Raw genomic sequence first — 25,042 nt, 5'->3', positions numbered from 1 at the left:
CGCCTACGGTCAGTCCTCGGCGACGACGAGCAGCCCGGCGAGCATGAGCCGCCGGGCGAGGTCCAGACCCACCATGTCGGCGCGCAGCACGCCGTCAGCGATGAGGGCCACGAACGTGCCGACGTCGTGCCGCTCGACGGGGAAGTCGGCCAGCCGGCTGCGCAGGGTCGCCGAGCCGTCGCCGGCAGGCACCAGGCGGGCTGCGACGTGCGGTCGCAGCGTGAGCAGGGTGTCGGACGTCAGCGCCTCGGCCGCGGCCACCTGGGCCAGGGGTCCGATGGGCGACGGCCGCTGCGTGCCGCGGGCGCGAGCCTCGAGGGCGTCGACGACCTCGGTCGGCTCGATCTCGCCCAGTGCCCGCACGATTGCGGCTCGGACGAGCTCGACATCGGGAGTGATGGCCTCGTGGTCGAAGCCGCTCGGTGCCACGTCGAGCGAGGCCCGCACCCGCTCGTCGCGGCTCACCGACGCGAGGGCGATGGAGACGAGCTCGTCCGCGACGTGGCGGCGGGTCCAGACGTGGACCCCGAGGGTCAGGTGGGTGCTGACGCCGCCGAGGGCGGTCGCCGAGTGGATCCAGCCGCGGGGGAGGTAGAGCACGTCTCCGGGGCCGAGGGTGAACTCGCGCTGCGGGGCACGCTGCGCGGCCTCCTCGACCTCGGCGCGGTGGTCGGACCACGGCTCGTTGCGCAGAGGGGCGGGGCGCACGGGCGGCCTGATGCGCCAACGCTTCTCGCCGGCCATCTGCAGCACGAAGACGTCGTGGACGTCGTAGTGGTCGCTGAAGCCGGTGTTCTGGCTAGGAGTGACGTAGGCGTTGGCCTGAACGGGGTGCCCGAGCTCCGCCGCGAGCTGCTGGGTGAAGTCGACGAGCGGGCCCCACGTGCGGTGCAGACCTTGCAGGACGATGGTGGCGCCACCGGCGAAGAGGCGCAGCAACTTGTCGTCGCTGACCTGGTCGGCGACCGAGGCGCCGACGCCGCCGCCCTGGGTGAACTCGCGGTCGCCGAGCGTCCGACCGTCCTGCGCGACCCGGAGGAACGGTGCCCGGAGGCCGCGCCGCGAGACGAGCTCGTCCACGGAGTCCTCACCGAACAGCTCGAGCAGGTCGCCGGGCAGGTCGGCGGCCCGCGTGACCACGGGCGAGCGGGCCCAGTGCTCCTGCGCGAACTCGTCGGCGTCGAAGGGGACCAGACGCCGGAGCGCCGAGCGCCCACCGGTCGGGGTGGACGCTCGGCTCGTCGTGCCTGCGGACATCAGATCGAGCTGGTTGGGTCCGATCCGGCCCCACCGTCGGCACCGCCGTCGTGGCTGCTCGTGTCGGCTCCGCCGTCGGCGGGGCCCTCGGTGCCTTCGGTGCCAGAGCTGTCGGCGCCGCCGTCAGCGCCGCCGTCGTGGCTGCTCGTGTCGGCTCCGCCGTCGGCGGGGCCCTCGGTGGTCGGGTCGCTCACGGGGTCCAGCGGGTTGTCGCTCATCGCTTCTCCTCCACGGGGTGTGCAGCGGCGCCGGACGACGCCGTCCCCGTGGACCTACCCGCTGGCACCGCCTCTGGCACAGGTCGCCGTGTCGTGTTGTGATCGGTCCATGGCGATCAGCAAGGGCGACACCGTCCACTGGAACACCTCCCAGGGCCGCACCACGGGCAAGGCCGTCGAGAAGCGGGTCAAGGAGTTCACCTTCGACGGGCAGAAGTTCAAGGCGTCCGACGACGAGCCGTACTGGATCGTCGAGTCGAGCAAGACCGGTGCCCAGGCGGCCCACAAGGAGTCCTCGCTCGGCTCCGGCTGAGCGGTCTGCCAGCGGCGTCAGGTCAGGTGGTCGAAGTCCCCGCGCGTCCACGCCGCATGTCGATCCGCGGAGCGGCGCAGGACGGCCTTGGCGTCGGCCGGCACGACAGCGCCGAAGTTGTTGTAGAGACGGTCGAAGTGCAGTCCCTCGAGCTGCCCGGCGATGCGCTGGACCACGTTGCCCGACAAGGGGATCCGGTTCGGGTAGCTCCTCATGAAGCTGACCGAGCGACGGTCCGGGTTGGGGAAGACGGCGTCGCCGGCGAGCAGCACTCCTCGCCCCTGCGCCCCCGCGGTCCACTCGACCACGGCCTGGCCGCGGAAGTGCCCACCGACCCGGTGCAGGGTCAGGCCCGGCGCCACCTCGCGGCGGTCGTCGTAGAGCTCGACGAGCGGGTCGCGGCGGCGCACCCATTCACCGTCCGCGGCGGCCACGAGCACCGGCACGCCACCGAGCGCCCGGGCGCACTCGGTCTGCACGCCGTACATGTGCGGGTGGCTGGCGGCCACGGCCAGCGTCGGGCCGAGCGACCGCACGAGCTCGAGCGACTCGTCGTCGACGTAGCCGACGCAGTCGAAGAGCAGCACGCCCTCGGGCACCCGGACGACCATGGTCTGCTGACCGATGCCGACCTCCGGGTCGGCGCGCAGCCCCCAGAGGTCCGTCTCGACCGGCTCGACGGTGATCCGGGTCCCTGCCTCGCGCAGCTCCTCGAGCGTCGTCCAGCGCTGGCCGCCCGCAGGCACCCACTGTCGCTCGTCCTCGCAGACGGCGCAGGCCTCCGGGGGCGTGGGCAGGTCGTCGGTCTCCACGGCGCACGTGGCACAGATCCAGATCACCCGCCCAGCCTGCCGCTCCGCAGCGGGCCGCACCAGCGGGTTTGCGGGAGGATGCACGGGTGATCCTGCACCTGCGCGCCGCCGTCGAGCAGCTGTATGCCGTCCCGCCCGCCCGCTTCACGCCGTTGCGTGCCGAGCTGGTGGCCGAGGCGAGGGCCGCCGGCGAGAAGTCCCTGGCCACGTCGATCGGCGCGCTGCGCAAGCCGACGGTGGCAGCGTGGGCGGTCAACCACTTCGTCCGCGAGCACGGCGACGAGGTCGACGAGCTGCGCGCCTTCGCCGACCTGCTCCGCGAGGCGCAGCGCACCCTCGACGCCGACCAGCTCCGGGTGCTCGGCCGGGAGCGCGCCTGGCGCGTCGACGCCCTTGCCGACCGCATCGCGGAGGTCGCCGGCGAGCAGGGCCAGCGGCTCGGTGCGGGTGTGGCCCAGGAGGTGCGCGAGACCCTGACGGCGCTCATCGCGGACGAGGGTGCGGAGGCCTCCGTCCTCACGGGTGCGCTCGTCAAGGCGCTCAGCTACTCCGGGTTCGGCTCCGTCGACGTCGCGGACGTCGTCGCCCTGGGCGACGCCGGCGACGAGGGCGACGGGGGTGACGGCGACGGGCCCACGCGCCCGTCCCTGTCCGTGCTCCCCGGCGGGGGCGGTGACCCGGTCGACCTCGAGGAGCGGCGCCGCAGCAGGCGCACCGCCGAGCGGACCCGGCTGCAGTCGGCCGTCGAGACAGCCCGCACCGAGCTGCGGGCCGCCGACCGCCAGGTCGCGGTCCTGACCGCCCGTCAGGAGGAGGTCACCGAGGGCATCGCCGACCTCGAACGACGGCTGGCGACCGCGAGGGCACGCCTCGAGAAGGTGACGGGCGAGCTCGACGAGGCACACGGCATACGCGATCGACGCGAGGAGGAGGAGGCGGCGGCCCGGAAGGCGCTCGACGCCCACGACGCCGGCGACTGAGGCACGGGCGGGCGGGGCCGGATCGTCAGTCGCGGTGCAGCCGTCGACGCACCCGCTCGGCGAGCCTGCGGCCCGAGGCCACGGCGCCCTCCGACTCGTCCGTCTCGTCAGACGGGGGCCGCTCGCCGGGCTGGGTCGCCGCGAGCTCCGGCGTCAGCTCGTACGTGCGGGAGTAGATCTCGAAGAGCGCGAGCAGGAGGGCGGCGACGGGGACGGCGACGAAAGCGCCGCCGACCCCGAAGAGCGCGGCCCCGAAGAGCACTGCGGCGAAGGACACCGCGGGATGGACGTTGACCGCCTGGGCCGAGATGCGCGGCTCGAGGGTGAGGTTCTCGACCTGCTGGTAGACGAGCGCGAAGGCGAGCATGGCCACGCCCTGCCACGGCTGGGGGCCGACGAGCCCGACGAAGACGGGCAGGGCGATCGCGATGTAGGTCCCGACCGTCGGCACGAACTGCGCCACGACGCCGGTCCAGATGCCGAGGGCCAGCCAGTAGGGCATGCCGATGACGAGCATGAAGGCCGCCGAGAGCCCGCCGCAGATGGCCGCCAGCACGAGCCGGGCCGAGACGTAGCCCCCGGTCTTGATGATGGCCAGCTCCCACGCCGTCGAGAGCATCTCCTGCCGGCGGGGCGGCGCCAGGCGGGCGACCCAGCGACGCAGCCGCGGCTGGTCGGCCGAGAGGTAGAAGGTGAAGAAGGCGAACGTCAGGCTGCTGAACGCCGCGCCGAGCACCGTGGCCAGCGCACCGACGAGACCGCCGGCGATGCTCTGCGCGGCCGAGGTCAGCACCGACGTGCCGATGCCGAGCTGCCCCAGGATCGTCGCGTAGTCGAGCGACATCCCGAACGTCTCGGCGGCCCACGTCGTGACGTGTCGCAGCAGGTCGGGCACCGCGCGCACGAGCGTCCCGAGCTGCTCGGCGAGCAGCTGTCCGAAGGCGATGAGGAAGACGACGAAGAAGAGGATCACGCCGAACATGACGATGAACGTCGCGAGACCGCGCCGCATCCGCCGCGACAGCCGAGCGACCGCGGGCTCCATGGCGATCGCCGCGAGCATCGACATGACGAGGGTGAAGATGACGGTGCCGCCGTCGTCGAGCACCCACTTGCCGAGAGCCGCGAGGGCCACGACTCCGACGAGCGTCCAGCCGGCGCGCCACACGCTCCGCCGGTCGAAGCGAACCTGCACGTCGGCGACGGCAGCAGGCTCCCCGGACGGCGCGGGCGTCCGCGGCCCCGTGCGGGCGGGGCGAGGCCCGACGGGCTGTTGGCGCTCCTGCTCGTCCGGCGACGGCGACTCGCTCATGGGCCGATCCTCCCAGCCGCCGTGCCGCGACACCGGGACCTCGCGTGGATCGGGGGTCGATTTCGTATCCGCGCCGCGGAACGTGTAGTCTCGCCGTCGCACAACAGGTCGACCTGAAGGCGTTCTCAAGACGTTTTCACCGGGTCGGCCGTGCCCCAATAGCTCAGTCGGCAGAGCGTTTCCATGGTAAGGAAAAGGTCTAGGGTTCGATTCCCTATTGGGGCTCTGGTCGGTCGGTCTCCGGCCCGTGTCGCAGTTGCGGCAGGGCCGGAGGACGACAGCCCATGGCGGGGTAGCTCAGCTGGTTAGAGCGCACGACTCATAATCGTGAGGTCGCGGGATCGAGCCCCGCTCCCGCTACCACTTCCGCGCGCATCCGCTTCGATTTTTGGAATCATCGGGGTGTCGCGTAACCTTGGACGTCGCGCCTGCGTGTCACCCCGGGGATGCCGCCCGGAACGCGTGACGCGCCGCGCGACACCCGTCGCAAGACGACCGAACACCCAAGTACGTTCCCGAAAGAGCAGGTTGCCGTGGCCAGCAAGAGCAGCGACGTCCGTCCGAAGATCACGATGGCGTGTGTGGACTGCAAGGACCGCAACTACATCACCAAGAAGAACCGTCGGAACAACCCCGACCGTCTCGCGATGAACAAGTTCTGCCCGAAGTGCGGCAAGCACACGGAGCACCGCGAGACCCGCTGAACCCAGCTCCACCTCGACGCTCCCTCGGCCTGTGGCCGGGGGAGCGTCGTCGTTCCCGGCCCGCGACGGTCGTGTTCACCCGCGGTGGGCAGCGCGGGCCCGCGTCGGCGTCGGTCGATAGGGTGCCGGTATGCCGGTGAACGCAGACTTCCAGGGCCGGGTCTACCCGCCCACCGAGACCTATCGGGTCAGTGCCGCCAAGATCCGCGAGTTCGCCGAGGCGGTCGGCTCGTCCGACCCGGTGCACGTCGACGCCGAGGTGGCGCGCGCCCGCGGCTACGCCGACGTCATCGCGCCGCCGACGTTCGCGGTGCTCATCGCCCAGCAGTGCGACGCGCAGCTGATCAGCGACCCCGAGGCCGGCATCGACTTCTCGCGGGTCGTCCACGGCGAGCAGCGCTTCACCCACCATCGGCCGCTCACGGCCGGTGACGCCGTCGTCGGCACCCTGCACGTCGACACCGTCCGCGAGGCCGGCGGTCACGCCATGGTGACCACCCGCACCGAGCTCGCCACCGAGCAGGGCGAGGCCGTCTGCACGGCCACGTCGACCATCGTCATCCGAGGAGGCGAGTGATGTCCGCCCAGCCCAGTACCCCGGCAGCCACCGAGGTGCGCGCCTTCGACAGCGTCTCGGTCGGCGACGCCCTGCCCGCGCGCACCGTCCACGTCGACCGCGCCCGCCTGGTGCAGTACGCCGGGGCCTCGCTCGACCGCAACCGGATCCACTGGGACGAGCGGTTCGCCAAGGAGGTCGGGCTGCCCGACGTCATCGCCCACGGCATGTTCACGATGGGCTCGGCCGTCACCCTCGTCACCGACTGGGCCGGCGACGCCGGTCGCGTCGTCGAGTACGGCGTGCGCTTCACCAAGCCGGTCGTCGTGCCCTACGAGGCCGGAGCCGACATCGAGGTGTCCGGCGTCGTCAAGGCCGCCGACCCCGAGGCCAAGCGGGTCACCGTCGAGCTGACCGCGACCGCGGGTGGCGAGAAGGTCCTCGGCCGCGCCCTCGCCGTCGTCGTCCTGGACTGACCGGATCGGCCCACCCGTGCGCGAGCAACACGACGTCCCCCTCTCCACGCTGACGACGATGCGCGTCGGCGGTCCGGCCGCCCGTCTCGTCACCGTCTCGACCACCGACGAGCTCGTCGACGCGGTGCGGGAGGTCGACGACGCCGACGAGCCGCTGCTCGTCGTCTCCGGAGGCTCCAACCTCATCGTGTCCGACGACGGCTTCGAGGGCACGGTCGTGCACGTCGCGACGTCCGGCATCGAGCCGGAGTCCGCCGACTACTGCGGCGGAGCCGTGGTGCGGGTGGCAGCGGGCGAGGTGTGGGACGACGTCGTGGCCCGCGCGGTCGCGGAGGGCTGGGCCGGTGTCGAGGCGCTGAGCGGCATCCCCGGGCGCACCGGCGCCACCCCCATCCAGAACGTCGGCGCCTACGGCCAGGACGTCTCGCAGACCATCGCCCAGGTGCGCACGTGGGACCGGCAGGAGCAGGCCGTGCGCACGTTCATGAACGCCGACTGCGCCTTCACCTACCGCCACTCCCGCTTCAAGGGCCACTCGCGCTACGTGGTGCTCGACGTGCTCTTCCAGTTCGAGGTCGCCGACCTCAGCCGCCCGATCGCGTATGCCGCCCTGGCGAAGGGCCTGGACGTCGAGCTCGGCACGCGCGTCCCCCTCTCCGACGCCCGCGAGGCGGTCCTCGAGCAGCGCCGCTCCCGCGGCATGGTGCTCGACGACGCCGACCCCGACACCTGGTCGTGCGGCTCGTTCTTCACCAACCCGATCCTCAGCCGCCACGAGTTCGACACCCTCGTCGAGCGGGTGGGGGAGCGGCTCGGGTGGGAGGGGCCCACACCCCCTCGCTTCCCCGAGCCGGACGGCCGGGTCAAGACGAGCGCGGCGTGGCTCATCGACCACGCCGGCTTCAGCAAGGGCTTCGGGCTGCCCGCACCGGCCGCACTGTCGACGAAGCACACGCTGGCCGTCACCAACCGCGGCGGCGCCACGACGTCAGACGTGCTCGCCCTCGCCCGCCAGGTGCGTGACGGGGTCCGTGACACCTTCGGCGTCACCCTCGTCAACGAGCCGGTCATCGTCGGCGAGCAGCTCTGACTCGCGACCCAACGCCTCACCCCGCGCAGACGGAAGGCCCCGGTTCCGTTGGGAGCCGGGGCCTTCCGTCTGGGGTGACGCGCAGCCGCTACTTCGTCAGGACGACGGAGAAGGTCTTGGCGCCGATGTTCTTGTCGGTCGTGCTCACCTGGTAGGCCGGGCGGTTGAAGGCGAGGCGCAGTGCGCTCGTCGTGCCGCGGTTGACCTTGAAGAACACCCAGCCGCTCGTCGTCGTCGACCGCTTGGCGGACTTGAGCGGGATGGCGTTCCAGCGCTTGGTGAACTCGCTCGTCGGCGTGACCGTCTGCTTGGGGTCGGCGGCGATGAGCGAGAACATCGACGGGTCGATCGAGGCGGAGTAGCGCGACCCGGCCGAGGCGGTCAGGCGCACGCCGACGATCTCGAACTGCTCGGCACCGACCGGCTGCCCGCTCGGCCACTTGAGGTGCCGGGCGACCCGGACCGCGGTGATCGTGTGTCCGAGGTCGGGGTCCTTGATGACGGCCTTGACCGAGGTGTACGACACCTTGTCGGTCGGGGGAGCGTCGGTCGTGGCCGAGGTGGTCGGGGCCGTTGTCGACGGCTGGGCCGAGGTCGTGGCGGGTGAGCTCGGGCTGGCCGTGGTGGCGCCGGCCGGTGCGGTCGGGTCGGCGGTGACGGCAGCCTCGCCGCTGCACGCCGCGAGCGCGACGACTGGGGCGACGAGACCGACGACGGCGAGGCGCCGCAGACGGGCTCGAGGGGCGGTCGATGGGCGTGCGGTGATGGCGGCAGAAGTCTTCATGTCCCCACCAGCATGACCGGGCGCACCGAGGATCAGCAAACCCGGCGGACCGCCGCGACGCGGGCGCGGCCCCGTGGCACCCCGAGGACGGCGTCCGTTGTGTCCCGGTACGGCCCGGTCCGGCGTGTGCTCCGTCTCACGCCGAGGTCAGGCCGGGGTGTCGAGCCAGGCGTCCACGTCGGCCAGTGCCGCGCGGCGCAGGGCCGACGGCATACGACTGCCCTCGAGGGAGCCGCGGGCGAGCCGGGCCAGCTCCGCGTCGTCGAGGCCGAGGTCGCGGGCCGCGGCGTACTGGGCCACGAGGCGCGAGCCGAAGAGTAGCGGGTCGTCGGCCCCGAGGGCGACGGGGACGCCGGCCTCGATGATCCGGCGCAGCGGCACCTCGCCGGCCTCGGCGTAGACCCCGAGCGCGACGTTGCTGCCGGGACACACCTCGAGGGTCACGCCCGCCTCGGCGACGGCGTCGAGCACCTGCGGGTCCTCGACGCTGCGCACGCCGTGGCCGATGCGGTCGGGGTCGAGGTGCTCGAGCGTCTCCATGACCGACTGGGCGCCGAGCAGCTCACCGCCGTGCGGCACGAGGGCGAGGCCGGCCCGACGGGCGATAACGAAGGCCGGCGCGAAGTCGGCCACCGCCCCCCGTCGCTCGTCGTTGGACAGGCCGAAGCCGACGACGTCGCCGGCCTCGTCACCGGCGTGGTGGGCGGCGAGGCGCGCGAGCGTCCGGGCCTCGAGGGGGTGGCGCATCCGGCTCGCCGCGACGACGACGGCGACGCCGATCTCGCCCGATGCGGACACCTTGCGGGCCTCGTCGAGCACGATCTCGAGCGCCGGCGTGATGCCGCCGACGAACGGGGCGTACGACGTCGGGTCGACCTGCAGCTCGAGCCAGCGCGAGCCCTCGGCGACGTCGTCGGCGGCGGCCTCGCGCACGATCCGGCGCATGTCCTCCTCGCTGCGCACGCACGCCCGGGCGGCGTCGTAGAGCCGCTGGAAGCGGAACCAGCCGCGCTCGTCGGTGGCCTTGGCGAGCCGGGGCGGCCACTCCGAGACGAGGGCGTCCGGGAGGCGGATGCCGTGCGTGGCGGCGAGCTCGCGCACCGTCCCGACCCGCATCGACCCGGTGAAGTGGAGGTGCAGGTGGGCCTTGGGCAGGTCCTGCACCGAGCGCGTCATGCGGGTCAGTGTGTCACCCGGCCCCGGCACGCGCCGAGCGGCCACGGCGGGTGCGAAAGAGGCCACGACCGGCTGGTGCCGGCCGTGGCCTCTCGTCGTCTCGTCAGGGAGCCTGCGCCCCCAGGGCTCTCAGTCCTCGTCGGGCTCGGAGGCGATCTCGTCGACGACGTGCATGGCGGCCTCCTCGGCCGAGGCGCCGGCCCCGTCGACGCCCACGTCGCTGGCCCACACCTGCTTCTCGTCGTCCTCGTGGGCGCCCTCGTCGTCCGCGACGAGACGGCCCGCGCGGGCGTCGCCCACCTCGTTGTCGCCGAGCCAGTCGTCCTCGGCGTCGATGGAGTCGGGGTCGTCGCCGCCGACCCGGTCGTCGTCGAGGCCGCTCTCGTTGTCGGGCGCGCCGTAGGCCGAGTTGGGGTCGGGCACCTCCTGGCGGATGCGCTCGTCGATGGTCTCGTCGAGGGACTCCTCGTAGGCGGTCGTGCCGTGTGCCGTGACGCCCTGCGGGCGGTCGTTGGGGGAGTAGCCGCGGTCGAGCACGTCGTCGAGGTCGCCGTCGTCGAGGGTGTCCTCGGGCTGGAGCTGGTCCTCGTCGTCGACGCTGTAGGTGGTCAGGTCGTCGGAGATGTTCTCGTTGGGACCGGTGTCGCTCATCGCGAGGCTCCTTCGGTGGCGGTGTTCGTGGCGGTGTTCGTGGCGTGGTGCGCGGGCGGCGTGTCGCCGTCGCCTTCTGCCCCTACCCGGGCAGCGCGGTCCTGCGTCAGCCTCTCGGCCGCGGCGAGGGCGACGCACGTCGCGACGCCGGCCATGGCCGTGCGCACCTCCTCGAGCACCGGGAAGGTCGGGGCGAGGCGGATGTTGCGGTCACGGGGGTCCTGGCCGAGGGGGAAGGACGCGCCGGCGGGCGTCAGGGCGATGCCGGCCTCCTTGGCCAGGGCGACGACGCGCGAGGCGGTGCCGTCGAGCACGTCGAGGTTGACGAAGTAGCCACCGGTCGGGTGGCTCCACTCGGCGACCTCGAGGCCTTCCAGACCGCTGGTCAGCGCCTCGTTCACCGCCGCGAACTTCGGCGCGATGATCTCGCGGTGCTTGCGCATGTGCGCCCGCACGCCGTCGGCGTCGCGGAAGAACTCGACGTGGCGCAGGTGGTTGACCTTGTCGGGACCGATGGAGCCCATGGCCAGGTGCCCGAGGTACCACTTGACGTTGGCCTCGCTCGCGGCGAGCACGGCCACGCCGGCGCCGGCGAAGGTGATCTTCGAGGTCGAGGCGAACATGATCGGGCGGTTCGGGTGGCCGGAGGCCGCCGCCAGGCTGAGGATGTCCGCACTCTTGGCCTCGTCCTCGGTCAGGTGGTGGAAGGCGTACGCGTTGTCCCAGAAGATCGTGAAGTCGGGGGCCGCGGTCGGCATGGCCGCGAGCCGCGCCGCGATCTCCTGCGACACGACGGCGCCGGAGGGGTTGGCGTAGGTCGGCACGATCCAGATGCCCTTGACGCTCGGGTCGTCCTTGACGAGCGCCTCGACGGTGGCGATGTCCGGGCCGTCCTCGTGCATGTCGACGGTCACCATCTCGATGCCGAACGAGGCGAGCATCGAGAAGTGCCGGTCGTAGCCGGGCACGGGGCAGATGAAGCGGACCTTCTCCTCCTGGCTCCACGGGCGCGGGGACTCGACGCCGCCGAAGAGCAGGAAGTCGACGATGGTGCTGTACATCATCGTCAGGCTGGAGTTGCCGCCCGCCACGACCTGCGAGGGCTCGACCCAGAGCAGCTCGGCGAACATCTCGCGCAGCTCGGCGAGGCCCTCGAGACCGCCGTAGTTGCGCACGTCGACGCCAGCGCGGTCCTTCGTCGTCGTCGGCAGGTGGAGCAGGTCGTCGGACAGGTCCAGCTGCGCCGCCGACGGCTTGCCGCGCGTCAGGTCGAGCTTGAGCCCGCGGGCCTTGAGGGCCTCGTAGGCGGACCGCTGCTCGGCGAGGAAGCCGGCCAGGTCGTCGTCGGACAGGGACGCGAGGGGGGTGCGCGGGTTCGTCACGTCTCGATCCTGCCACTGCGTCAGCCCTCCCGGGCGGCCGAGTCCGTATGCCGGGTCGCCGGCTTCCACGAGGGCGCGCGCTCCCGTCGGGGTGGCAGCGGGGTGGCGGCGGCGAGCCTGCGGCGTAGGGTGGACCAGGCGGTCGGGCCGACCCCAGCAGTGCTGCTCGGGTGGGTCCACGTGGTCGGTTCGCGTTGCGGCGCATCCGTCCCGTATGATCGTCCCTCGGACGGCTTCGCTGGCCATGCTGACGCATGCCGTCCCGCCGTGGACACCCAACGTCCGCGGCGAAGGGCAATAGCTCAATTGGTAGAGCACTGGTCTCCAAAACCAGCGGTTGGGGGTTCGAGTCCCTCTTGCCCTGCGCATCCCAGTGATGTGGTCGTCGTGCAAGGCGGCACGCGACTATGGCCCAGCGTGGATGACACGCAGCGGGCTGCTGTCGCGGGCCGACACCCAGGCAGAAAGAAGGAATCGTGACCGAGACGAGCGCCAAGCGCGGGTCCGGCCGTGCCGACAAGGCTCGCGGCGGCAACCCGGTGTCGCGTCTCTTCGGCGCGATCAGCCTCTTCGTGCGCCAGATCCTCGACGAGCTGCGCAAGGTCGTGCGCCCGACGGGCCCCGAGCTCGTGCGCTACACGACCGTCGTGGTCGTGTTCGTCGTGATCATGATGGCCCTCGTGTCAGGGCTCGACTTCGGTCTGAGCCGGCTGATCTCCTGGGCCTTCACCGGCTCGGCCACCTGACGCACGAGTCGGCGCCCCGCACCACGGGATGTCACCGCCAGCCCCCACCGGCTGGTCCACGAGCAAGGAAGTAGGTCAGAGCGTGTCCGAGCAGTTCGCCCACGAGGGCGCCCCGAACGGCGAGAGCACCGAGAGCGACGTCGTCGACCCCGCGGTCGAGACCGACGAGCTCGCGGCGTCCGACGTCGAGTCGGGTGCTGAGGACACCGACTCCGACGCGACCGACGAGCTCGAGGCCGACGCGTCCGCCGACGACTCCGAGGCCACCGAGCACGAGACCTCCGAGGGCGACGACGCCGGCGAGACCGCCGAGCCGGTTGCCCAGGGCAGCGGTGACCCGGTCGCCGACTTCAAGGCCGACCTGCGCAGCCGCTTCGGCGACTGGTTCGTCATCCACTCCTACGCGGGCTACGAGAACCGCGTGAAGGCCAACCTCGAGACGCGCATCCAGACCCTCAACATGGAGGACTTCATCTTCGAGATCGAGGTCCCCATGGAGGAGGTCACCGAGATCAAGAACGGCCAGAAGAAGCAGGTCCGTCGCGTCCGGATGCCCGGCTACGTCCTCGTCCGCATGGACCTCACCGACGAGAGCTGGGGCGCCGTGCGCCACACGCCGGGCGTCACCGGCTTCGTCGGCAACGCCCACCAGCCCGTGCCGCTGTCGATCGACGAGGTCTTCACGATGCTCGCCCCGACCTTCGAGGCCGCTGCCGGTGCCGACGGCGCCGCTGCCGCCTCCGGCTCGGGCGCCCCGAAGGACGTCCGCGTCGTCGACTTCGAGGTCGGCGAGTCCGTCACCGTCATGGAGGGGCCCTTCGAGACCCTTCCCGCCACGATCTCCGAGATCAACACCGACACGCAGAAGCTCAAGGTGCTCGTCTCGATCTTCGGCCGGGAGACCCCGGTCGAGCTCTCCTTCGCCCAGGTCGCCAAGATCTGAGCAAGGTCCCACCACGTTCGGTGCGGCACCCCGCACCGGCATGCAACCGGGTCATCGCCCACGGCGTCGGTCCACAACGAAGAAGGTAGGCATCCATGCCCCCCAAGAAGAAGGTCTCCGGCTTCATCAAGCTGCAGATCCAGGCCGGTCAGGCCACCCCCGCCCCGCCCGTCGGCCCGGCCCTCGGTCAGCACGGCGTCAACATCATGGAGTTCGTCAAGGCGTACAACGCCGCGACGGAGTCCCAGCGGGGCAACGTCATCCCGGTCGAGATCACGGTCTACGAGGACCGCTCGTTCACCTTCGTGACGAAGACCCCGCCGGCCGCCGAGCTCATCAAAAAGGCCGCCGGCGTCGCCAAGGGTTCCGGTGAGCCGCACAAGACCAAGGTCGCCAAGCTCTCGCGCGACCAGGTCCTCGAGATCGCCCGTCAGAAGATGGAAGACCTCAACGCCAACGACGAGGAGATGGCGGCGCGCATCATCGCCGGCACCGCCCGCTCGATGGGCATCGACACCGAGCTCTGAGCCCAGCTCTGAGCAGCTCGGGTCACCGAAGCTTCGGGAGCCCGCCCTCCTCGTGAGGGCGGGCCACCCCGAACCGGGGCACACGGCATACGGCCGCGAAGCCCCCGTGGGAGACCAGCGCACGGTCGCACCACGACTCCACGAAAACGCAAGGAGCAGTTCCATGAAGCGCAGCAAGAACTACCGCGCCGCAGCCGAGCTCGTCACGCCGGGCAAGGTCTACGCCCCGCTCGAGGCCGTCCGCGTCGCCAAGCAGACCGCCAAGGCCAAGTACGACGAGACCGTCGAGGTCGCCATGCGCCTCGGCGTCGACCCCCGCAAGGCCGACCAGGCCGTCCGCGGCACGGTCAACCTGCCGCACGGCACGGGCAAGACCGCCCGCGTCCTCGTCTTCGCCAACGGCGACAAGGCCGAGGCCGCCCGCGAGGCCGGCGCCGACCACGTCGGCTCCGACGACCTGCTCGAGAAGGTCCAGGGCGGCTGGCTCGACTTCGACGCCGTCGTCGCCACCCCCGACCTCATGGGCAAGGTCGGCCGTCTCGGCAAGGTGCTCGGCCCGCGTGGCCTCATGCCCAACCCGAAGACCGGCACCGTGACGATGGACGTCGCCAAGGCCGTCGCCGACATCAAGGGCGGCAAGATCGAGTTCCGCGTCGACAAGCACGCGAACCTCCACTTCATCATCGGCAAGGCCTCCTTCGACGAGGCCAAGCTCGTCGAGAACTACGCCGCCGCGCTCGAGGAGATCCTGCGTCTGAAGCCGGCCAGCTCCAAGGGCCGCTACATCGAGAAGGCCACCGTCAGCACGACGATGGGCCCGGGCATCCCGCTCGACTTCTCCAAGACGCGCAACCTCCTCGCCGAGGAGGACCAGGCCTGATCGCCTGACCCACGCAGTCGAGAGCCCGTCACCCCCTGGGGGGGTGGCGGGCTCTCGCTTTCGTGTGGCTGGCGGGCTCTCGCCGTGTGGCTGGCTGCACCACGTCGCGTGTCACTGCTCGCGGCGTGGAGCGACGACGGGCGTATGCCGGGACGCTCGCTTCTCGGGACACGCTGCCCGTCGCCGATGCCGCTCCCAGCAACGCGCGCCGCGTCGCTCGTGGTCACCGCGCTCCCACTCGCTCCTGGTCTCGAATGAACGCTCCTCCCCAGTCGAGTGAGCGCTCCGTCCCATGCGTCGGGCGCCGGGAATTTCGTCGGGCGGGGTCCGTAACGCCCCAGTACGGTCGAAAGATGAGTCGTCACAGCGCACGCACCACGACACGTTCACGCTGGGTCCTCGGCGCTCTCGTCGTCGGACTCCCACTCTCCCTGCTCCCGGCCACGGCCGGTGCCCAACCCTCTGCTGCGCCCGCGGCCGCGCCGGCGCGGGACCACGGGTGGCACGGCAGGCCCACCCCGCTGCCCAAGGCGGCGGTCATGACCGGATCGGGAGGCGCGGTCAGCTCGGTCGACCGGGATGCCTCCCAGGTCGGCATCGACGTGCTGGCTCGCGGGGGCAACGCGGCCGACGCGGCCGTCGCGACCGCGGCGGCGCTCGGCGTCACGGAGCCCTACAGCGCCGGCATCGGCGGCGGCGGGTTCCTCGTCTACTACGACGCCCGCACCAGACATGTCACGACGATCGACGGTCGCGAGACGGCGCCGGCGACGTTCACGGAGAACACGTTCCGCAACCCTGACGGGTCGGCGATGAACTTCAACACCGTCGTCAACTCGGGGTTGTCGATCGGGGTGCCCGGCACGCCGGCGCTGTGGGCCAAGGCGCTGCGCGACCACGGCACGCTCTCGCTCAACGCGGCGCTGAAGCCTGCCGAGCGTCTCGCCGAGAAGGGCTTCGTCGTCGACCAGACCTTCGCCGACCAGACGACGGCCAACGCCGCGCGCTTCTCGGTCTTCCCCGCCACGGCCGAGGTCTTCCTGCGTGACGGCAAGGCGCCCGCGGTCGGCTCGGTCTTCACCAACCCCGACATGGCCAAGGCGTACCGCACGCTGCGCACGCAGGGCACCCAGGCGTTGTATGCCGGCCGGCTCGGTCAGGCGATCGTGGCCGAGTCGCGCGCCCCGCACACCACGTCGGGCGCCTCCGTCATGGGTGGGCAGATGACGATGTCCGACCTCAGGGCCTACCGCGCGCTGACCAAGGCCCCCATCCACTCGCAGTACAAGGGCTACGACGTCTACGGCATGCCGGTCCCGAGCTCCGGCGGCATCGCCGTGGCCGAGATCCTGGGCCTCGTCCAGGCCTACGAGGACCGCACCGGCGTCAAGACCTCGGCGCTGTCCGACGTCGACTACCTCCACCGGTTCTCCGAGGCGTCGGCCACGGCCTTCGCCGACCGCAACCGCTGGGTCGGTGACGTGCCCGGCGTGCCGGTCAAGGAGCTGACCGACCCGGCCTTCGCGGCTGAGCGGGCCTGCCTGTTCGACCCCATGAAGGCGCAGCCGCGACCGATCCCGTTCGGCTCGCCCGACGGCTCCTACACCTCGTGTGCTCCCGGCACGGTCGCTCAGAAGGAGCCCTACGAGGGTCAGTCGACCTCGCACCTGACGGTCACCGACCGCTGGGGCAACGTCGCGTCCTACACCCTGACGATCGAGCAGACGGGTGGCTCGGGCATCACGGTCCCGGGCTACGGCTTCCTGCTCAACAACGAGCTCACCGACTTCAATTTCACGCCGCTGACGGCGGGCGTGCCGGACCCGAACCTGCCCGGCCCCGGCAAGCGGCCCCGGTCCTCGATGAGCCCGACCATCCTGCTCGACGGCGGCAAGCCGTTCCTGGCCGTGGGCTCGCCCGGTGGCGCGACGATCATCACGTCGGTGTCGCAGACGATCCTCGGCTACCTCGATCGCAACCTGTCGCTCGTGGACGCCATCGCGGCCCCGCGCCTCAGCTCCCGGAACGGGGCGAGCGAGGGAGCCGAGCCGGCCATCCTCGGCGGCCCGACCGGAGCAGCCCTGACGGCCATGGGCCACAAGCTGGCCTCGGCCGGCACGCCCAACGAGATCGGCGCGGTGACGGCGATCCGCAGCCTCGGCCACGGCCTGTTCGAGGCGGCCGCCGAGCCGACCCGGCGCGGCGGTGGGTCGGCCATGGTCGTCCACCCCCGCTGAGGGCGGACGGCGGCGACGCCAGAGGACAGCACGAGAGGCCGGTCCCCGACGGGGGCCGGCCTCTCGCCGTGCGCGGCGTCGGACGGTCGTTGAAGGGGCAAATACCCGCACTACCACACAGGGTCGACGTTTCTCGCATTCGACGCGTAACACGCCGTAGACCTGCCTCGTTGTCCGTGGTACATCGGTCAGGGGATCGATGAGCAGGGCATCGATGACAGGAGCACCACCGACATGATCAGGAAGCTCACGGCAGTACTGTCCGCAGCGGCCGTCGCAGGACTGGCCGTCCCCATCAGCGCCGCACCGGCCACGGCAGCGACGGCCAGCACCGGCGTCTCCGCCTCGGCCTACGGCACCTACGTCGTCGTCGGCGGACTGGTGCGCTCCGGACCGACCGCCCTCGCCGCCATCGGGTGCACGACGGCGTTCGGCCGCACCGTCACCGGGTCGACCGCCGCGGTCAACGTCCCGGCCGCGGCCTCGGTCGGGGCCACCCGCACGAGCGCCTCGTCTGCCCAGTCGGCGAGCGGACACTCCAGCCGCGCCTCCTCGACCACGTCCGGCGTCAACCTGCTGGGCGGCCTCGTGCGGGCCGACGCCGTCACCTCGACGAGCTCCGCGGCCCGCAGCACCGCCGGCGCACTGACCGGCAGCAACCAGTCCCAGCTCGTCGGCCTCAAGGTCGGCGGCCGCGCGCTCAACGCCGTCCCGGCCCCGAACTCCGCCATCTCCCTGAAGACCTCCACCGGCGCCGCGCTCGCGACGGTCTACCTCAACCAGCAGACCAAGGCCGTGGTCGGCAACGACCTCCAGGTCAGCACCGTCGCCCTGCGCGTCGTGGTCACCGGCAAGAACTCGCTGGGGCTGCCGATCGGCTCGCGCATCGACGTCGGGGTCTCCCGCACGACGCTGTCGCGACCGATCCTCGGCCTCGTCAGCGGGTCCGGCTACGCCACGTCCGCGACCCTCGCCAACGGGGCCGTCGCGACGAGCCGCACCGCGCTGGCCTACCCGCCCTGCACCGGTGGCTCCGGCAAGGCCACCCTCGCCACGGCAGGTGTCCCCGGACTCGTGTCGACCGGTACGACGACGACCGAGGTGCTCTCGAAGGTCACGACGCTCACGCGCAGCTCGTCCGTGAAGAACACCATCGCCGGACCGCGGGTGCTCGGCGGACTCATCAGCGCCGACGCCGTCATCGCCGACACGTCCGTCTCCCAGGCCGCCCCGGGCGCAGTGCCCGTCGTCACCGACCGCTCGCGCTTCGTCGGCCTGCGCATCGTCGGCCTGCCGGCCATCTCGTCCTCGGTCAAGCCCAACACCGTCATCACGGTGCCCGGGCTGGGACGCGTCACGCTGCACAAGGTCGTGCGCACCTCGAAGTCCGTCGACGTGGTGATGGTCGAGATCGTCACGAACCGCGTCTTCGGCTCGCTCCCGACCGGCTCCGTCATCCGGGTCGGTGCCTCGGCGACGACCCTGCTCTGACCAGGGTCAGGAGGGCCGGGTTGAGCCGCCGATCGCGCCCGGCGGCCGGATGAGGTGAGAGCAGTGGCCGCGGACCGAGAGGTCCGCGGCCACTGCTGCGTGCGTGCGAGGGCGCGAGGGTGCGCTGACGGGGTGGTGCAGCCGGTCAGGCCGGCTTGGCGGTCGGCCACGGCCAGGCGGTGCAGCCCTTGAGGCCGTAGGTCTGCTGCATCATCACCGGAGCGACCTTGCCCTTGCCGCTGCAGTAGGCGTGGGCGTGACCGATCCCGTGGCCGACCTCGTGGTTGACGAGGTAGATCCGGTACTGCGCCACGTCGCTGCCGTAGGCCTCGGCCCCCAGTACCCACCGGCGCAGGTTGAGCACGACGCGGCCGGAGTTGTGGCAGCTGACCTGTCCCCGGGTCTCCAGCGGCGCGCAGAGCTTGTCGGTCGTGTCGGGGCTCGCGAGGGTGATGTGCAGGTCGACGGTCGCGCCCTTGGCCGCGTCGGCGGGGGAGACGTTGACGAAGCGGACGCCGTCCTTGGCCTGCCACCCGCGCGGGTCGGTGAGCACCGTCCCCACCGTCGTGGCGAAGTCCTCGGCGCGGATGTCGACGCCTCCCTCGAGCTCGACCGTGTAGCGGACGGTGCGTCCGTCGGCCGGGGCGGGGCGCAGGGCCTTGGCCGGCATGGCGACGACCGTGAACCGGCCCGAGCCGGACTCGATGACGGCTCCCTTGTCGTCCTTGCCGTCGCCGGTGCCTGCGGCCGGCGTGGCGGGAGGCGTTGCGCCTGAGCCGCCCGAGGTGGTGCGGCCGTCCTGCGGATTGGCCCAGGGGTCGGTCTGCGAGTCGGTCTGGGCGTCGGGCACCCGCTCGATCTGGTCGATCGAGACCGCCGGGGCGCGTCCGACAGCCTGGGCCACCCGGGACGCGCGCGACAGCACGCTCTCGGTCACCGGCTCACCGGCGCCGGCCCACGACACGGACCAGATGTCCGCGGCGATGCACACGATGACGGCCAGGGCCGCCCACGAGCGGCGGCGACGGATCGCCTGCCGCTGGGCAGGGGTCGCTCTCCGCCCTGCGCTGCCACTCGCCATGGGTGTCACGGTAGGACACGTACCCTGTGCGGTGGGGGATCAGGCGCCTGACCCGCCGCGGTGCAGGCCGTCGAGTGGCCGGCGAGCGGCCGTCGAGTGACCGGAGCCAAGGGGTGCCCACCTCGATTTGGCCGGCAGGGGACCTTGCCCGTACTCTGGTCCACGACCAATGACCGCCGGTTGGAGGGCGTGGGCAACCACGATCTCCCGAAGGTCCCGCACGTGTTGTGGGCAGCCAGCGCAGGACACTCAGCCTCACGGCATACCTCGTGTGTGTCGCTGCGAGCCCCGAGCGCCCTGCGCCGGGGCTCTTTCTCGTGCAGGCCCTTCGGATCCTCGCCCGGCGGCACCACGCAAGGGAAGGAGGCCCAGATGGCGAACACCGAGAAGGACGTTGCCATTGCCGAGATCACGGACAAGTTCCGTGAGTCCGGTGCGGCCGTTCTCACCGAGTACCGCGGTCTGACCGTGGCCCAGCTCTCGCAGTTGCGCAGCTCGATCCGGGAACACGCCACCTACGCCGTGGTCAAGAACACGCTCACGGAGCGCGCCGCCAAGGAGGCCGGTATCACGGCCTTCGACGGCCACCTCCAGGGCCCGTCGGCCATCGCCTTCATCACCGGTGACCCGGTCGAGGCGGCCAAGGGTCTGCGTGACTTCGCCAAGGCACACCCCCTCCTCGTGATCAAGGCCGGCGTCCTCGACGGCAAGGCCTTGTCCCCCGAGGAGATCACGAAGCTCGCGGACCTCGAGTCCCGCGAGGTTCTGCTGGCCAAGCTTGCGGGCGCCATGAAGGGCTCCCTCACCAAGGCCGCCTACCTCTTCGTCGCTCCTCTGTCGCAGACGGCCCGTGTGGTCGAGGCTCTGCGCCAGAAGCGCGAGGAGCAGGGCCCCGCCACGGAGGCTCCGGCCGCCGAGGCAACCACCGACGTCGCCGAGGGTGGCGACGAGAGCTGACGCCCACCGGCGCCCGCTCGATTCATCAAACAGCCACTCACGGCAAGTAACAGGAAGGAAGCCATCATGGCGAAGCTCAGCACCGACGAGCTCCTTGACGCCTTCAAGGAGATGACCCTCATCGAGCTCTCGGAGTTCGTGAAGCAGTTCGAGGAGACCTTCGAGGTCACCGCTGCTGCCCCCGTCGCCGCCGCTCCCGCGGCCGGTGCCGGTGGCGCTGCCGCCGTCGAGGAGGAGGAGAAGGACTCGTTCGACGTCGTTCTCACCGCCGCCGGCGACAAGAAGATCCAGGTCATCAAGGAGGTCCGCGCGCTCACGAGCCTCGGCCTCAAGGAGGCCAAGGACCTCGTCGACGGCGCCCCCAAGCCCGTTCTCGAGGGTGTCGACAAGGCTGCGGCCGAGAAGGCCAAGGAGCAGCTCGAGGGCGCTGGCGCGACCGTCGAGCTCAAGTGATCTGACCCGGCTCAGCCGGGATCACTGCTCTACCACGAAGGCGGGTCCGACCTCTGGTCGGGCCCGCCTTTCGCTTGCCCGTCCAGAGGGTCGATGTATCTGCGTGGCCCAGAGGCCGCGCTGATACATCGACTCGTTGGGGTGGTGCGACGATGGTCAGGCGGCGTGGGCCAGGGCGTCCTTGAGGGCGGCGAGGACGAGGGCGACGCGGTCGGGCCGCGCATTGTGGCCCATGAGCCCGATGCGCCAGACGGTCGAGGCGAACTCGCCCACGCCGGCCCCGATCTCCAGGTCGTGACGCTCGAGCAGGTAGGCGCGGACGGCAGCCGAGTCGACGCCGTCGGGGACGCGGACGGTCGTCAGCTCGGGCAGGCGCGAGCCCTCGGCGGCGAAGAGCTCGAGGCCCATCTCCTCGAGGCCGTCCTGCAGGAGACGTCCGGCCTCGGCGTGGCGGTCCCAGACCTTCTCGAGGCCCTCGTCGGCGATGCGCTGCAGGCCGGCGTGGAGGCTGACGACCATCGCGGTCGGGGCGGTGTGGTGGTAGGTCCGCTTGCCAGCCCCGGAAGCCTCGCCGACGTAGCCGCCGAGCAGGCCGAGGTCGAGGTACCACGACGACGGCTTCTCGACCCGGCGCTCGAAGGCCCGGTCGCTGATGGTGAAGGGCGCGAGGCCCGGGGCGACGCCGAGGCACTTCTGGGTGCCGGCGTAGCCGATGTCGATGCCCCAGTCGTCGGCGCGCAGCTCGATGCCGCCGATGCTCGTCACGGCGTCGACGAGCAGCAGCGCGTCGCCCTTGAGGGCTCCGAGCGCGGCGATGTCGGACCGGACGCCCGTCGAGGTCTCGGCGTGGACGGCGGCGATGATCTTCGGTGACGGGTGAGCGGCGGCCACGCGCTCGGCGTCGACCGGCGTGCCCCACTCGTGGTCGACCCGGACCACCTCGGCGCCGTGGCGACCCGCGACGTCGACCATGCGCTCGCCGAAGAGTCCGTTGACCGCGACGACGACGACGTCGCCGGGGGAGACGGTGTTGACGAAGGCCGCCTCCATGCCGGCCGAGCCCGTCGCGGACAGCGGCAGGGTGCGGCGGTTGTCGGTGCCCCAGACGTGGCGGAGCAGATCGCATGTCTCGTCCATGATGGCGAGGAAGTCCGGGTCGAGGTGCCCGAGGAGCGGCGCCGCGAGCGCGAGGGTCGCCTCGGGGTAGGGGTTGCACGGTCCGGGGCCGAAGAGGTGTCGCTCGGCGATGAGGCGGCGGGTGGTCGCGGGGGGAGTGGTCATCAGAATCCTGCTCCGGGGTTGAGGATGCCCTGCGGGTCGAGGGCCTGCTTGATGCGGTGGGTGAGGGCCATGACGTCGGGCCCGAGCTGCTCGGGGAGGGCGGCGCGCTTGAGGCGCCCGATGCCGTGCTCACCGGTGATGGTGCCGCCGAGCCCGATGGCGAGGCTCATGACCTCCGAGAACGCCTGTGTCGCACGGTCCTTCGCCGCGGCGTCGCCGGCGGGATAGACGATGACGGGGTGGGTGTTGCCGTCACCCGCGTGGGCGACGACCGGGATCTCGACGTCGTGTCGGCGCGAGATCTCGGCGATGCCGGTCAGCAGGTCGGGCAGGCGCGGCACGGGCACGCCGACGTCCTCGAGCATGATCGCGCCGCGCCGCTCGATGGCGACGATCGCGGCCCGGCGTGCGGCGACGAACAGCTCGCCCTCGGCGGCATCGGTCGTCGTGAAGCACTCGCGGGCGCCCCCGGCCTCGCACAGGCGCTCCATAGCGGCGATCTCCTCGCCGCGCGCGGCGCCCGGCGCGTCGGACTGGGCGAGCAGCATCGCCCCGGCCTCCCGGTCCAGGCCCATGCTGCGGTGGTCCTCGACGGCGTTGACCGAGGTCTGGTCCATCAGCTCCATCATCGAGGCGCGCAGCGTGTTGCCCACCGCGACGACGACCCGGGCGGCGTCCTCGACGGTGTCGAAGGTCGCGACCAGCGTGGCGGGCGGCGCCTGGGCCGGCACGAGGCGCAGCGTCGCCCGCGTCACGACGCCGAGCGTGCCCTCGCTGCCGACGAAGAGCTTGACGAGCGACAGGCCCGCGGTGTCCTTGACCCGCTGCCCACCGAGGTGCACGAGCGTGCCGTCGGCGAGGACGACGTCGAGCCCGAGCACGTAGTCGGTGGTCACGCCGTACTTGACGCAGCAGAGGCCGCCGGCGTTGGTCGCGACGTTGCCCCCGATCGAGCAGATCTCGAACGACGACGGGTCGGGCGGGTACCAGAGGCCGTGCTCGGCCGCGGCCTGCTTGACCTCGACGTTGAGCGCGCCCGCCTCGACGACGGCCGTGCGCGTGGCAGGGTCGATCTCCACGGCCCGCATCCGGTCGAGGCTGAGCACGATGCAGCCGTCGATCGCGTTCGAGCCGCCCGAGAGGCCGCTGCCCGCGCCGCGCGGCACGACGGGGACGCCGTGCTCGCCGGCCCAGCGCACGGTGGCCTGCACGTCGGCCGCGCTCGACGCGCGGATCACGGCGAGCGGCATACCGGCTCCGGCGTCAGCCGTGTAGTCGAAGCGGTAGGCGGCCACGCTGTCCGGCTCGGTCAGCAGGGCCCCGGGCGTCAGGGACCCGGCCAGCCCGTCGATGGCCCGCAGGTCGGGAGCGTCCTTGCTCACTGTCGTCACTGGACCACCGTAACCACGACCGGTCGCGCTGCGCGTCCCGGGCGAGACGACGGCGTATGCCGTGTCGCCCGGTCGGGCGCGCCCCCGCCCGTTTGCCCCGCACGAGGACGCCCTCGACACTCCCGAGGTGTTGCGGCGACGCCCCGCCGATTCTGCGAGGGGCTCCCGGTAGGTTTGCCGCATGGGATGGCTGTCGCGCACCTTCAAGCCGGATGCTGACCACGCGGGGACGGCCGGCCCGGACGCCGGTGGCGCTCCGCCGGTGCCGCCCGTGCCGGTGCCCGACCCCACGGCGACCGCTGCTCCTGCGCCTGCGACCTCGGGGCCCTCGGCTTCCACGGCGGCCGCGCCCGGCCCGATGGGCCGCTACGGCCCCCTCGTCTGCGTCACCCACTTCGACACGGCCGCTCCCGAGCTCGAGTGGCAGCTGCCCCTCAACGGCGAGCTCTACCGCCTCATCCCGGGCTCCGACCGTCCGGACTACTCCCTCCTCGTGCTCGACCGACCGCTGCACTTCTACCCGGGCGAGGGCTTCGACTTGGGCCGGGTCGAGGCGGACCAGCAGGTGCAGGACCGCAAGGGCCGCACCATGGTTCGCGTGCACGCCCTGCTCCTCTGCGCGCGCTTCGTCGGCCAGCAGCTGCACCCCGGCATGACCGACCTCGCCGTCAACCTCGCCTACGTCATCGACAACTCCCTCGCCCGCGACGCCGAGGTCGACTTCGGCAAGATCGAGTTCGCAGGCATCGGCTTCCTCAGCGAGGGGCACGCGCCGCGTGCTGACGCCGCGCCGGCGGCCCCGAGCGGGCAGCCCTCTGCCGCAACCGAACCCGAGCCCGCGCCGGAACCCCTGGCCGACTCGGTGCCGCAGCCGTCGTCCGAGGCTGCGCCTGAGCCCGTGCCGGTGATCGAGTCCGAGACCGAGTCCGCGCTCGAGACCGAGACCGAGCCCGCGCCAGCCGCCGCGGTCGGCGCCGAGGCCACCACCCGGCATACCTCCTCGGAGGTCCTCGACGACCTCGCCCGGACGTTGCGCCAGGGCATCGAGGAGCAGCGCGGCGCGCCCGTCCAGCGCCTGACGGCCGCGCTCACGATCGACCCGGACCTTCGACTGACGGGCCTGTCGGGCAACGCCGACGGGCAGGCGCCGGTCCCGACGCAGGAGACGTTCGGGCGCCTGGCGGAGGTGCTCGGGCGCCTCGACGAGGTCGAGGGAAGCGAGCGTGTCGCCGCCGTCACCCTCCGCGTCGATGGCGACGACGTGAGCCACGAGGTCACCGGCACCCACCGCTGACACTGCGTCAGGCCCTGCGTCAGGCGCTGGGTCAGGCGCTGGGTCAGGCG

At 71.9% G+C, this 25,042-nt stretch carries 26 protein-coding genes and 3 tRNA genes; 18 read left to right on the top strand and 11 right to left on the bottom strand.

What is annotated here, in order from left to right; translation table 11 throughout:
* Positions 1-9: 9 nt before the first annotated feature.
* Positions 10-1,257 (bottom strand): cupin domain-containing protein, encoded by a 1,248-nt coding sequence (locus tag U5C87_RS21655; protein ID WP_330474452.1) that lies wholly within the window; start codon positions 1,255-1,257, stop codon positions 10-12.
* On the bottom strand, positions 1,257-1,475 hold the full coding sequence (locus U5C87_RS21650; RefSeq protein WP_330474451.1) for a BatC protein: 219 nt from the start codon (positions 1,473-1,475) through the stop codon (positions 1,257-1,259). The genes U5C87_RS21655 and U5C87_RS21650 overlap by 1 nt, the downstream gene beginning before the upstream one ends.
* A 109-nt stretch (positions 1,476-1,584) precedes the next feature.
* On the opposite strand from U5C87_RS21650, the gene U5C87_RS21645 reads away from it, so the two are divergent.
* Positions 1,585-1,788, top strand: a complete 204-nt coding sequence (locus U5C87_RS21645; protein ID WP_330474450.1) for a DUF2945 domain-containing protein — start codon at positions 1,585-1,587, stop codon at positions 1,786-1,788.
* 17 nt (positions 1,789-1,805) lie between these two features.
* Here the strand turns inward: U5C87_RS21645 and U5C87_RS21640 are convergent, their stop codons facing one another.
* Positions 1,806-2,627 (bottom strand): hydrolase, encoded by an 822-nt coding sequence (locus U5C87_RS21640; RefSeq protein ID WP_330474449.1) that lies wholly within the window; start codon positions 2,625-2,627, stop codon positions 1,806-1,808.
* Between the two features lie 59 nt (positions 2,628-2,686).
* Between U5C87_RS21640 and U5C87_RS21635 the strand changes: the two genes are divergently transcribed.
* A complete protein-coding gene (locus U5C87_RS21635) occupies positions 2,687-3,580 on the top strand; it encodes a hypothetical protein (protein ID WP_330474448.1) in 894 nt (297 codons plus the stop codon).
* Between the two features lie 25 nt (positions 3,581-3,605).
* On the opposite strand, the gene U5C87_RS21630 is transcribed toward U5C87_RS21635, so the two are convergent.
* Positions 3,606-4,892 carry an AI-2E family transporter gene (locus U5C87_RS21630; protein WP_330474447.1) on the bottom strand — a complete coding sequence of 429 codons (1,287 nt, stop codon included), beginning with the start codon at positions 4,890-4,892 and terminating at the stop codon, positions 3,606-3,608.
* 152 nt (positions 4,893-5,044) lie between these two features.
* On the opposite strand from U5C87_RS21630, the gene U5C87_RS21625 reads away from it, so the two are divergent.
* The 6 genes from U5C87_RS21625 to U5C87_RS21600 all read left to right on the top strand — a co-directional run bounded on the left by U5C87_RS21625 (position 5,045) and on the right by U5C87_RS21600 (position 7,718).
* Positions 5,045-5,117 (top strand) — tRNA-Thr (locus U5C87_RS21625).
* Positions 5,118-5,178: 61 nt separating this feature from the next.
* Positions 5,179-5,255: transfer RNA gene (locus U5C87_RS21620), tRNA-Met, on the top strand.
* Positions 5,256-5,464: 209 nt separating this feature from the next.
* A complete protein-coding gene (gene rpmG / locus U5C87_RS21615) occupies positions 5,465-5,596 on the top strand; it encodes a 50S ribosomal protein L33 (protein ID WP_223129069.1) in 132 nt (43 codons plus the stop codon).
* Between the two features lie 130 nt (positions 5,597-5,726).
* Entirely contained in the window at positions 5,727-6,173 is a 447-nt protein-coding gene (locus tag U5C87_RS21610) for an FAS1-like dehydratase domain-containing protein (protein ID WP_330474446.1), read from the top strand.
* Positions 6,173-6,628: a MaoC family dehydratase gene (locus U5C87_RS21605; RefSeq protein ID WP_330474445.1), complete on the top strand. Its 456-nt coding sequence runs from the start codon at positions 6,173-6,175 to the stop codon at positions 6,626-6,628. The genes U5C87_RS21610 and U5C87_RS21605 overlap by 1 nt, the downstream gene beginning before the upstream one ends.
* Before the next feature lie 16 nt (positions 6,629-6,644).
* Complete coding sequence (locus tag U5C87_RS21600; protein ID WP_330474444.1) at positions 6,645-7,718, top strand: UDP-N-acetylmuramate dehydrogenase; 1,074 nt, start codon at positions 6,645-6,647, stop codon at positions 7,716-7,718.
* Positions 7,719-7,806: 88 nt separating this feature from the next.
* On the opposite strand, the gene U5C87_RS21595 is transcribed toward U5C87_RS21600, so the two are convergent.
* The 4 genes from U5C87_RS21595 to U5C87_RS21580 all read right to left on the bottom strand — a co-directional run bounded on the left by U5C87_RS21595 (position 7,807) and on the right by U5C87_RS21580 (position 11,711).
* Positions 7,807-8,502 carry a hypothetical protein gene (locus tag U5C87_RS21595; RefSeq protein WP_330474443.1) on the bottom strand — a complete coding sequence of 232 codons (696 nt, stop codon included), beginning with the start codon at positions 8,500-8,502 and terminating at the stop codon, positions 7,807-7,809.
* Between the two features lie 147 nt (positions 8,503-8,649).
* Entirely contained in the window at positions 8,650-9,678 is a 1,029-nt protein-coding gene (locus tag U5C87_RS21590; RefSeq protein ID WP_330474442.1) for an adenosine deaminase, read from the bottom strand.
* 129 nt (positions 9,679-9,807) lie between these two features.
* Positions 9,808-10,329: a DUF5709 domain-containing protein gene (locus U5C87_RS21585; RefSeq protein ID WP_330474441.1), complete on the bottom strand. Its 522-nt coding sequence runs from the start codon at positions 10,327-10,329 to the stop codon at positions 9,808-9,810.
* Positions 10,326-11,711, bottom strand: coding sequence for an aminotransferase class I/II-fold pyridoxal phosphate-dependent enzyme (locus tag U5C87_RS21580; protein ID WP_330474440.1), 1,386 nt, complete (start codon positions 11,709-11,711; stop codon positions 10,326-10,328). Before U5C87_RS21580 ends, U5C87_RS21585 begins: the two co-directional genes overlap by 4 nt.
* A 291-nt stretch (positions 11,712-12,002) precedes the next feature.
* Here U5C87_RS21580 and U5C87_RS21575 point away from each other — a divergent pair.
* From U5C87_RS21575 to U5C87_RS21545, 7 genes are all read left to right on the top strand, one after another.
* Positions 12,003-12,075, top strand: a tRNA-Trp gene (locus U5C87_RS21575).
* A 112-nt stretch (positions 12,076-12,187) separates the two neighbouring features.
* Complete coding sequence (secE, locus tag U5C87_RS21570; RefSeq protein WP_030194094.1) at positions 12,188-12,457, top strand: preprotein translocase subunit SecE; 270 nt, start codon at positions 12,188-12,190, stop codon at positions 12,455-12,457.
* An 82-nt stretch (positions 12,458-12,539) separates the two neighbouring features.
* Entirely contained in the window at positions 12,540-13,400 is an 861-nt protein-coding gene (nusG, locus tag U5C87_RS21565; RefSeq protein WP_330474439.1) for a transcription termination/antitermination protein NusG, read from the top strand.
* A 95-nt stretch (positions 13,401-13,495) separates the two neighbouring features.
* Positions 13,496-13,927 (top strand): 50S ribosomal protein L11, encoded by a 432-nt coding sequence (gene rplK / locus U5C87_RS21560; RefSeq protein ID WP_030194100.1) that lies wholly within the window; start codon positions 13,496-13,498, stop codon positions 13,925-13,927.
* Positions 13,928-14,090: 163 nt separating this feature from the next.
* Positions 14,091-14,807 carry a 50S ribosomal protein L1 gene (rplA, locus tag U5C87_RS21555; RefSeq protein WP_030194106.1) on the top strand — a complete coding sequence of 239 codons (717 nt, stop codon included), beginning with the start codon at positions 14,091-14,093 and terminating at the stop codon, positions 14,805-14,807.
* Between the two features lie 353 nt (positions 14,808-15,160).
* A complete protein-coding gene (ggt, locus tag U5C87_RS21550) occupies positions 15,161-17,044 on the top strand; it encodes a gamma-glutamyltransferase (protein WP_330474438.1) in 1,884 nt (627 codons plus the stop codon).
* A gap of 234 nt (positions 17,045-17,278) precedes the next feature.
* A complete protein-coding gene (locus tag U5C87_RS21545) occupies positions 17,279-18,535 on the top strand; it encodes a choice-of-anchor P family protein (RefSeq protein ID WP_330474437.1) in 1,257 nt (418 codons plus the stop codon).
* A 145-nt stretch (positions 18,536-18,680) separates the two neighbouring features.
* On the opposite strand, the gene U5C87_RS21540 is transcribed toward U5C87_RS21545, so the two are convergent.
* On the bottom strand, positions 18,681-19,616 hold the full coding sequence (locus U5C87_RS21540; protein ID WP_330474436.1) for a DUF3152 domain-containing protein: 936 nt from the start codon (positions 19,614-19,616) through the stop codon (positions 18,681-18,683).
* A gap of 372 nt (positions 19,617-19,988) precedes the next feature.
* On the opposite strand from U5C87_RS21540, the gene rplJ reads away from it, so the two are divergent.
* Both rplJ and rplL read left to right on the top strand, forming a co-directional pair.
* Positions 19,989-20,573: a 50S ribosomal protein L10 gene (gene rplJ / locus U5C87_RS21535; protein ID WP_330474435.1), complete on the top strand. Its 585-nt coding sequence runs from the start codon at positions 19,989-19,991 to the stop codon at positions 20,571-20,573.
* A 66-nt stretch (positions 20,574-20,639) separates the two neighbouring features.
* The gene (gene rplL, locus U5C87_RS21530) at positions 20,640-21,026 is read left to right on the top strand and encodes a 50S ribosomal protein L7/L12 (RefSeq protein ID WP_030194119.1); all 387 of its coding nucleotides are present in this window, start codon (positions 20,640-20,642) and stop codon (positions 21,024-21,026) included.
* 156 nt (positions 21,027-21,182) lie between these two features.
* On the opposite strand, the gene U5C87_RS21525 is transcribed toward rplL, so the two are convergent.
* Together U5C87_RS21525 and U5C87_RS21520 are read right to left on the bottom strand one after the other, a co-directional pair.
* Positions 21,183-22,307, bottom strand: a complete 1,125-nt coding sequence (locus tag U5C87_RS21525; RefSeq protein ID WP_330474434.1) for a pyridoxal-phosphate-dependent aminotransferase family protein — start codon at positions 22,305-22,307, stop codon at positions 21,183-21,185.
* Positions 22,307-23,698 (bottom strand): FAD-binding oxidoreductase, encoded by a 1,392-nt coding sequence (locus tag U5C87_RS21520; protein WP_330474433.1) that lies wholly within the window; start codon positions 23,696-23,698, stop codon positions 22,307-22,309. The genes U5C87_RS21525 and U5C87_RS21520 overlap by 1 nt, the downstream gene beginning before the upstream one ends.
* A gap of 181 nt (positions 23,699-23,879) precedes the next feature.
* Between U5C87_RS21520 and U5C87_RS21515 the strand changes: the two genes are divergently transcribed.
* Positions 23,880-24,992, top strand: a complete 1,113-nt coding sequence (locus tag U5C87_RS21515; protein ID WP_330474432.1) for a hypothetical protein — start codon at positions 23,880-23,882, stop codon at positions 24,990-24,992.
* Positions 24,993-25,042 lie beyond the last annotated feature (50 nt).

The sequence above is a fragment of the Terrabacter sp. C0L_2 genome, from assembly GCF_036352015.1.
Classification (GTDB): domain Bacteria; phylum Actinomycetota; class Actinomycetes; order Actinomycetales; family Dermatophilaceae; genus Terrabacter; species Terrabacter tumescens.
Note: the sequence above shows the minus strand (reverse complement) of the source record. Positions and strands in the feature narration are given on the sequence as shown.

What these genes read in the sequence shown, in the direction of transcription:
- U5C87_RS21650 (WP_330474451.1), bottom strand. Translation starts at nt 1,475, where the DNA reads ATGAGCGACAACCCGCTGGACCCCGTGAGCGACCCGACCACCGAGGGC.
- U5C87_RS21645 (WP_330474450.1), top strand. Translation starts at nt 1,585, where the DNA reads ATGGCGATCAGCAAGGGCGACACCGTCCACTGGAACACCTCCCAGGGC.
- rplJ (WP_330474435.1), top strand. Translation starts at nt 19,989, where the DNA reads ATGGCGAACACCGAGAAGGACGTTGCCATTGCCGAGATCACGGACAAG.
- ggt (WP_330474438.1), top strand. Translation starts at nt 15,161, where the DNA reads ATGAGTCGTCACAGCGCACGCACCACGACACGTTCACGCTGGGTCCTC.
- U5C87_RS21595 (WP_330474443.1), bottom strand. Translation starts at nt 8,502, where the DNA reads ATGAAGACTTCTGCCGCCATCACCGCACGCCCATCGACCGCCCCTCGA.
- U5C87_RS21630 (WP_330474447.1), bottom strand. Translation starts at nt 4,892, where the DNA reads ATGAGCGAGTCGCCGTCGCCGGACGAGCAGGAGCGCCAACAGCCCGTC.
- U5C87_RS21515 (WP_330474432.1), top strand. Translation starts at nt 23,880, where the DNA reads ATGGGATGGCTGTCGCGCACCTTCAAGCCGGATGCTGACCACGCGGGG.
- U5C87_RS21655 (WP_330474452.1), bottom strand. Translation starts at nt 1,257, where the DNA reads ATGTCCGCAGGCACGACGAGCCGAGCGTCCACCCCGACCGGTGGGCGC.
- U5C87_RS21545 (WP_330474437.1), top strand. Translation starts at nt 17,279, where the DNA reads ATGATCAGGAAGCTCACGGCAGTACTGTCCGCAGCGGCCGTCGCAGGA.
- U5C87_RS21610 (WP_330474446.1), top strand. Translation starts at nt 5,727, where the DNA reads ATGCCGGTGAACGCAGACTTCCAGGGCCGGGTCTACCCGCCCACCGAG.
- rpmG (WP_223129069.1), top strand. Translation starts at nt 5,465, where the DNA reads ATGGCGTGTGTGGACTGCAAGGACCGCAACTACATCACCAAGAAGAAC.
- U5C87_RS21590 (WP_330474442.1), bottom strand. Translation starts at nt 9,678, where the DNA reads ATGACGCGCTCGGTGCAGGACCTGCCCAAGGCCCACCTGCACCTCCAC.
- U5C87_RS21540 (WP_330474436.1), bottom strand. Translation starts at nt 19,616, where the DNA reads ATGGCGAGTGGCAGCGCAGGGCGGAGAGCGACCCCTGCCCAGCGGCAG.
- rplK (WP_030194100.1), top strand. Translation starts at nt 13,496, where the DNA reads ATGCCCCCCAAGAAGAAGGTCTCCGGCTTCATCAAGCTGCAGATCCAG.
- U5C87_RS21605 (WP_330474445.1), top strand. Translation starts at nt 6,173, where the DNA reads ATGTCCGCCCAGCCCAGTACCCCGGCAGCCACCGAGGTGCGCGCCTTC.
- rplL (WP_030194119.1), top strand. Translation starts at nt 20,640, where the DNA reads ATGGCGAAGCTCAGCACCGACGAGCTCCTTGACGCCTTCAAGGAGATG.
- U5C87_RS21585 (WP_330474441.1), bottom strand. Translation starts at nt 10,329, where the DNA reads ATGAGCGACACCGGTCCCAACGAGAACATCTCCGACGACCTGACCACC.
- rplA (WP_030194106.1), top strand. Translation starts at nt 14,091, where the DNA reads ATGAAGCGCAGCAAGAACTACCGCGCCGCAGCCGAGCTCGTCACGCCG.
- U5C87_RS21525 (WP_330474434.1), bottom strand. Translation starts at nt 22,307, where the DNA reads ATGACCACTCCCCCCGCGACCACCCGCCGCCTCATCGCCGAGCGACAC.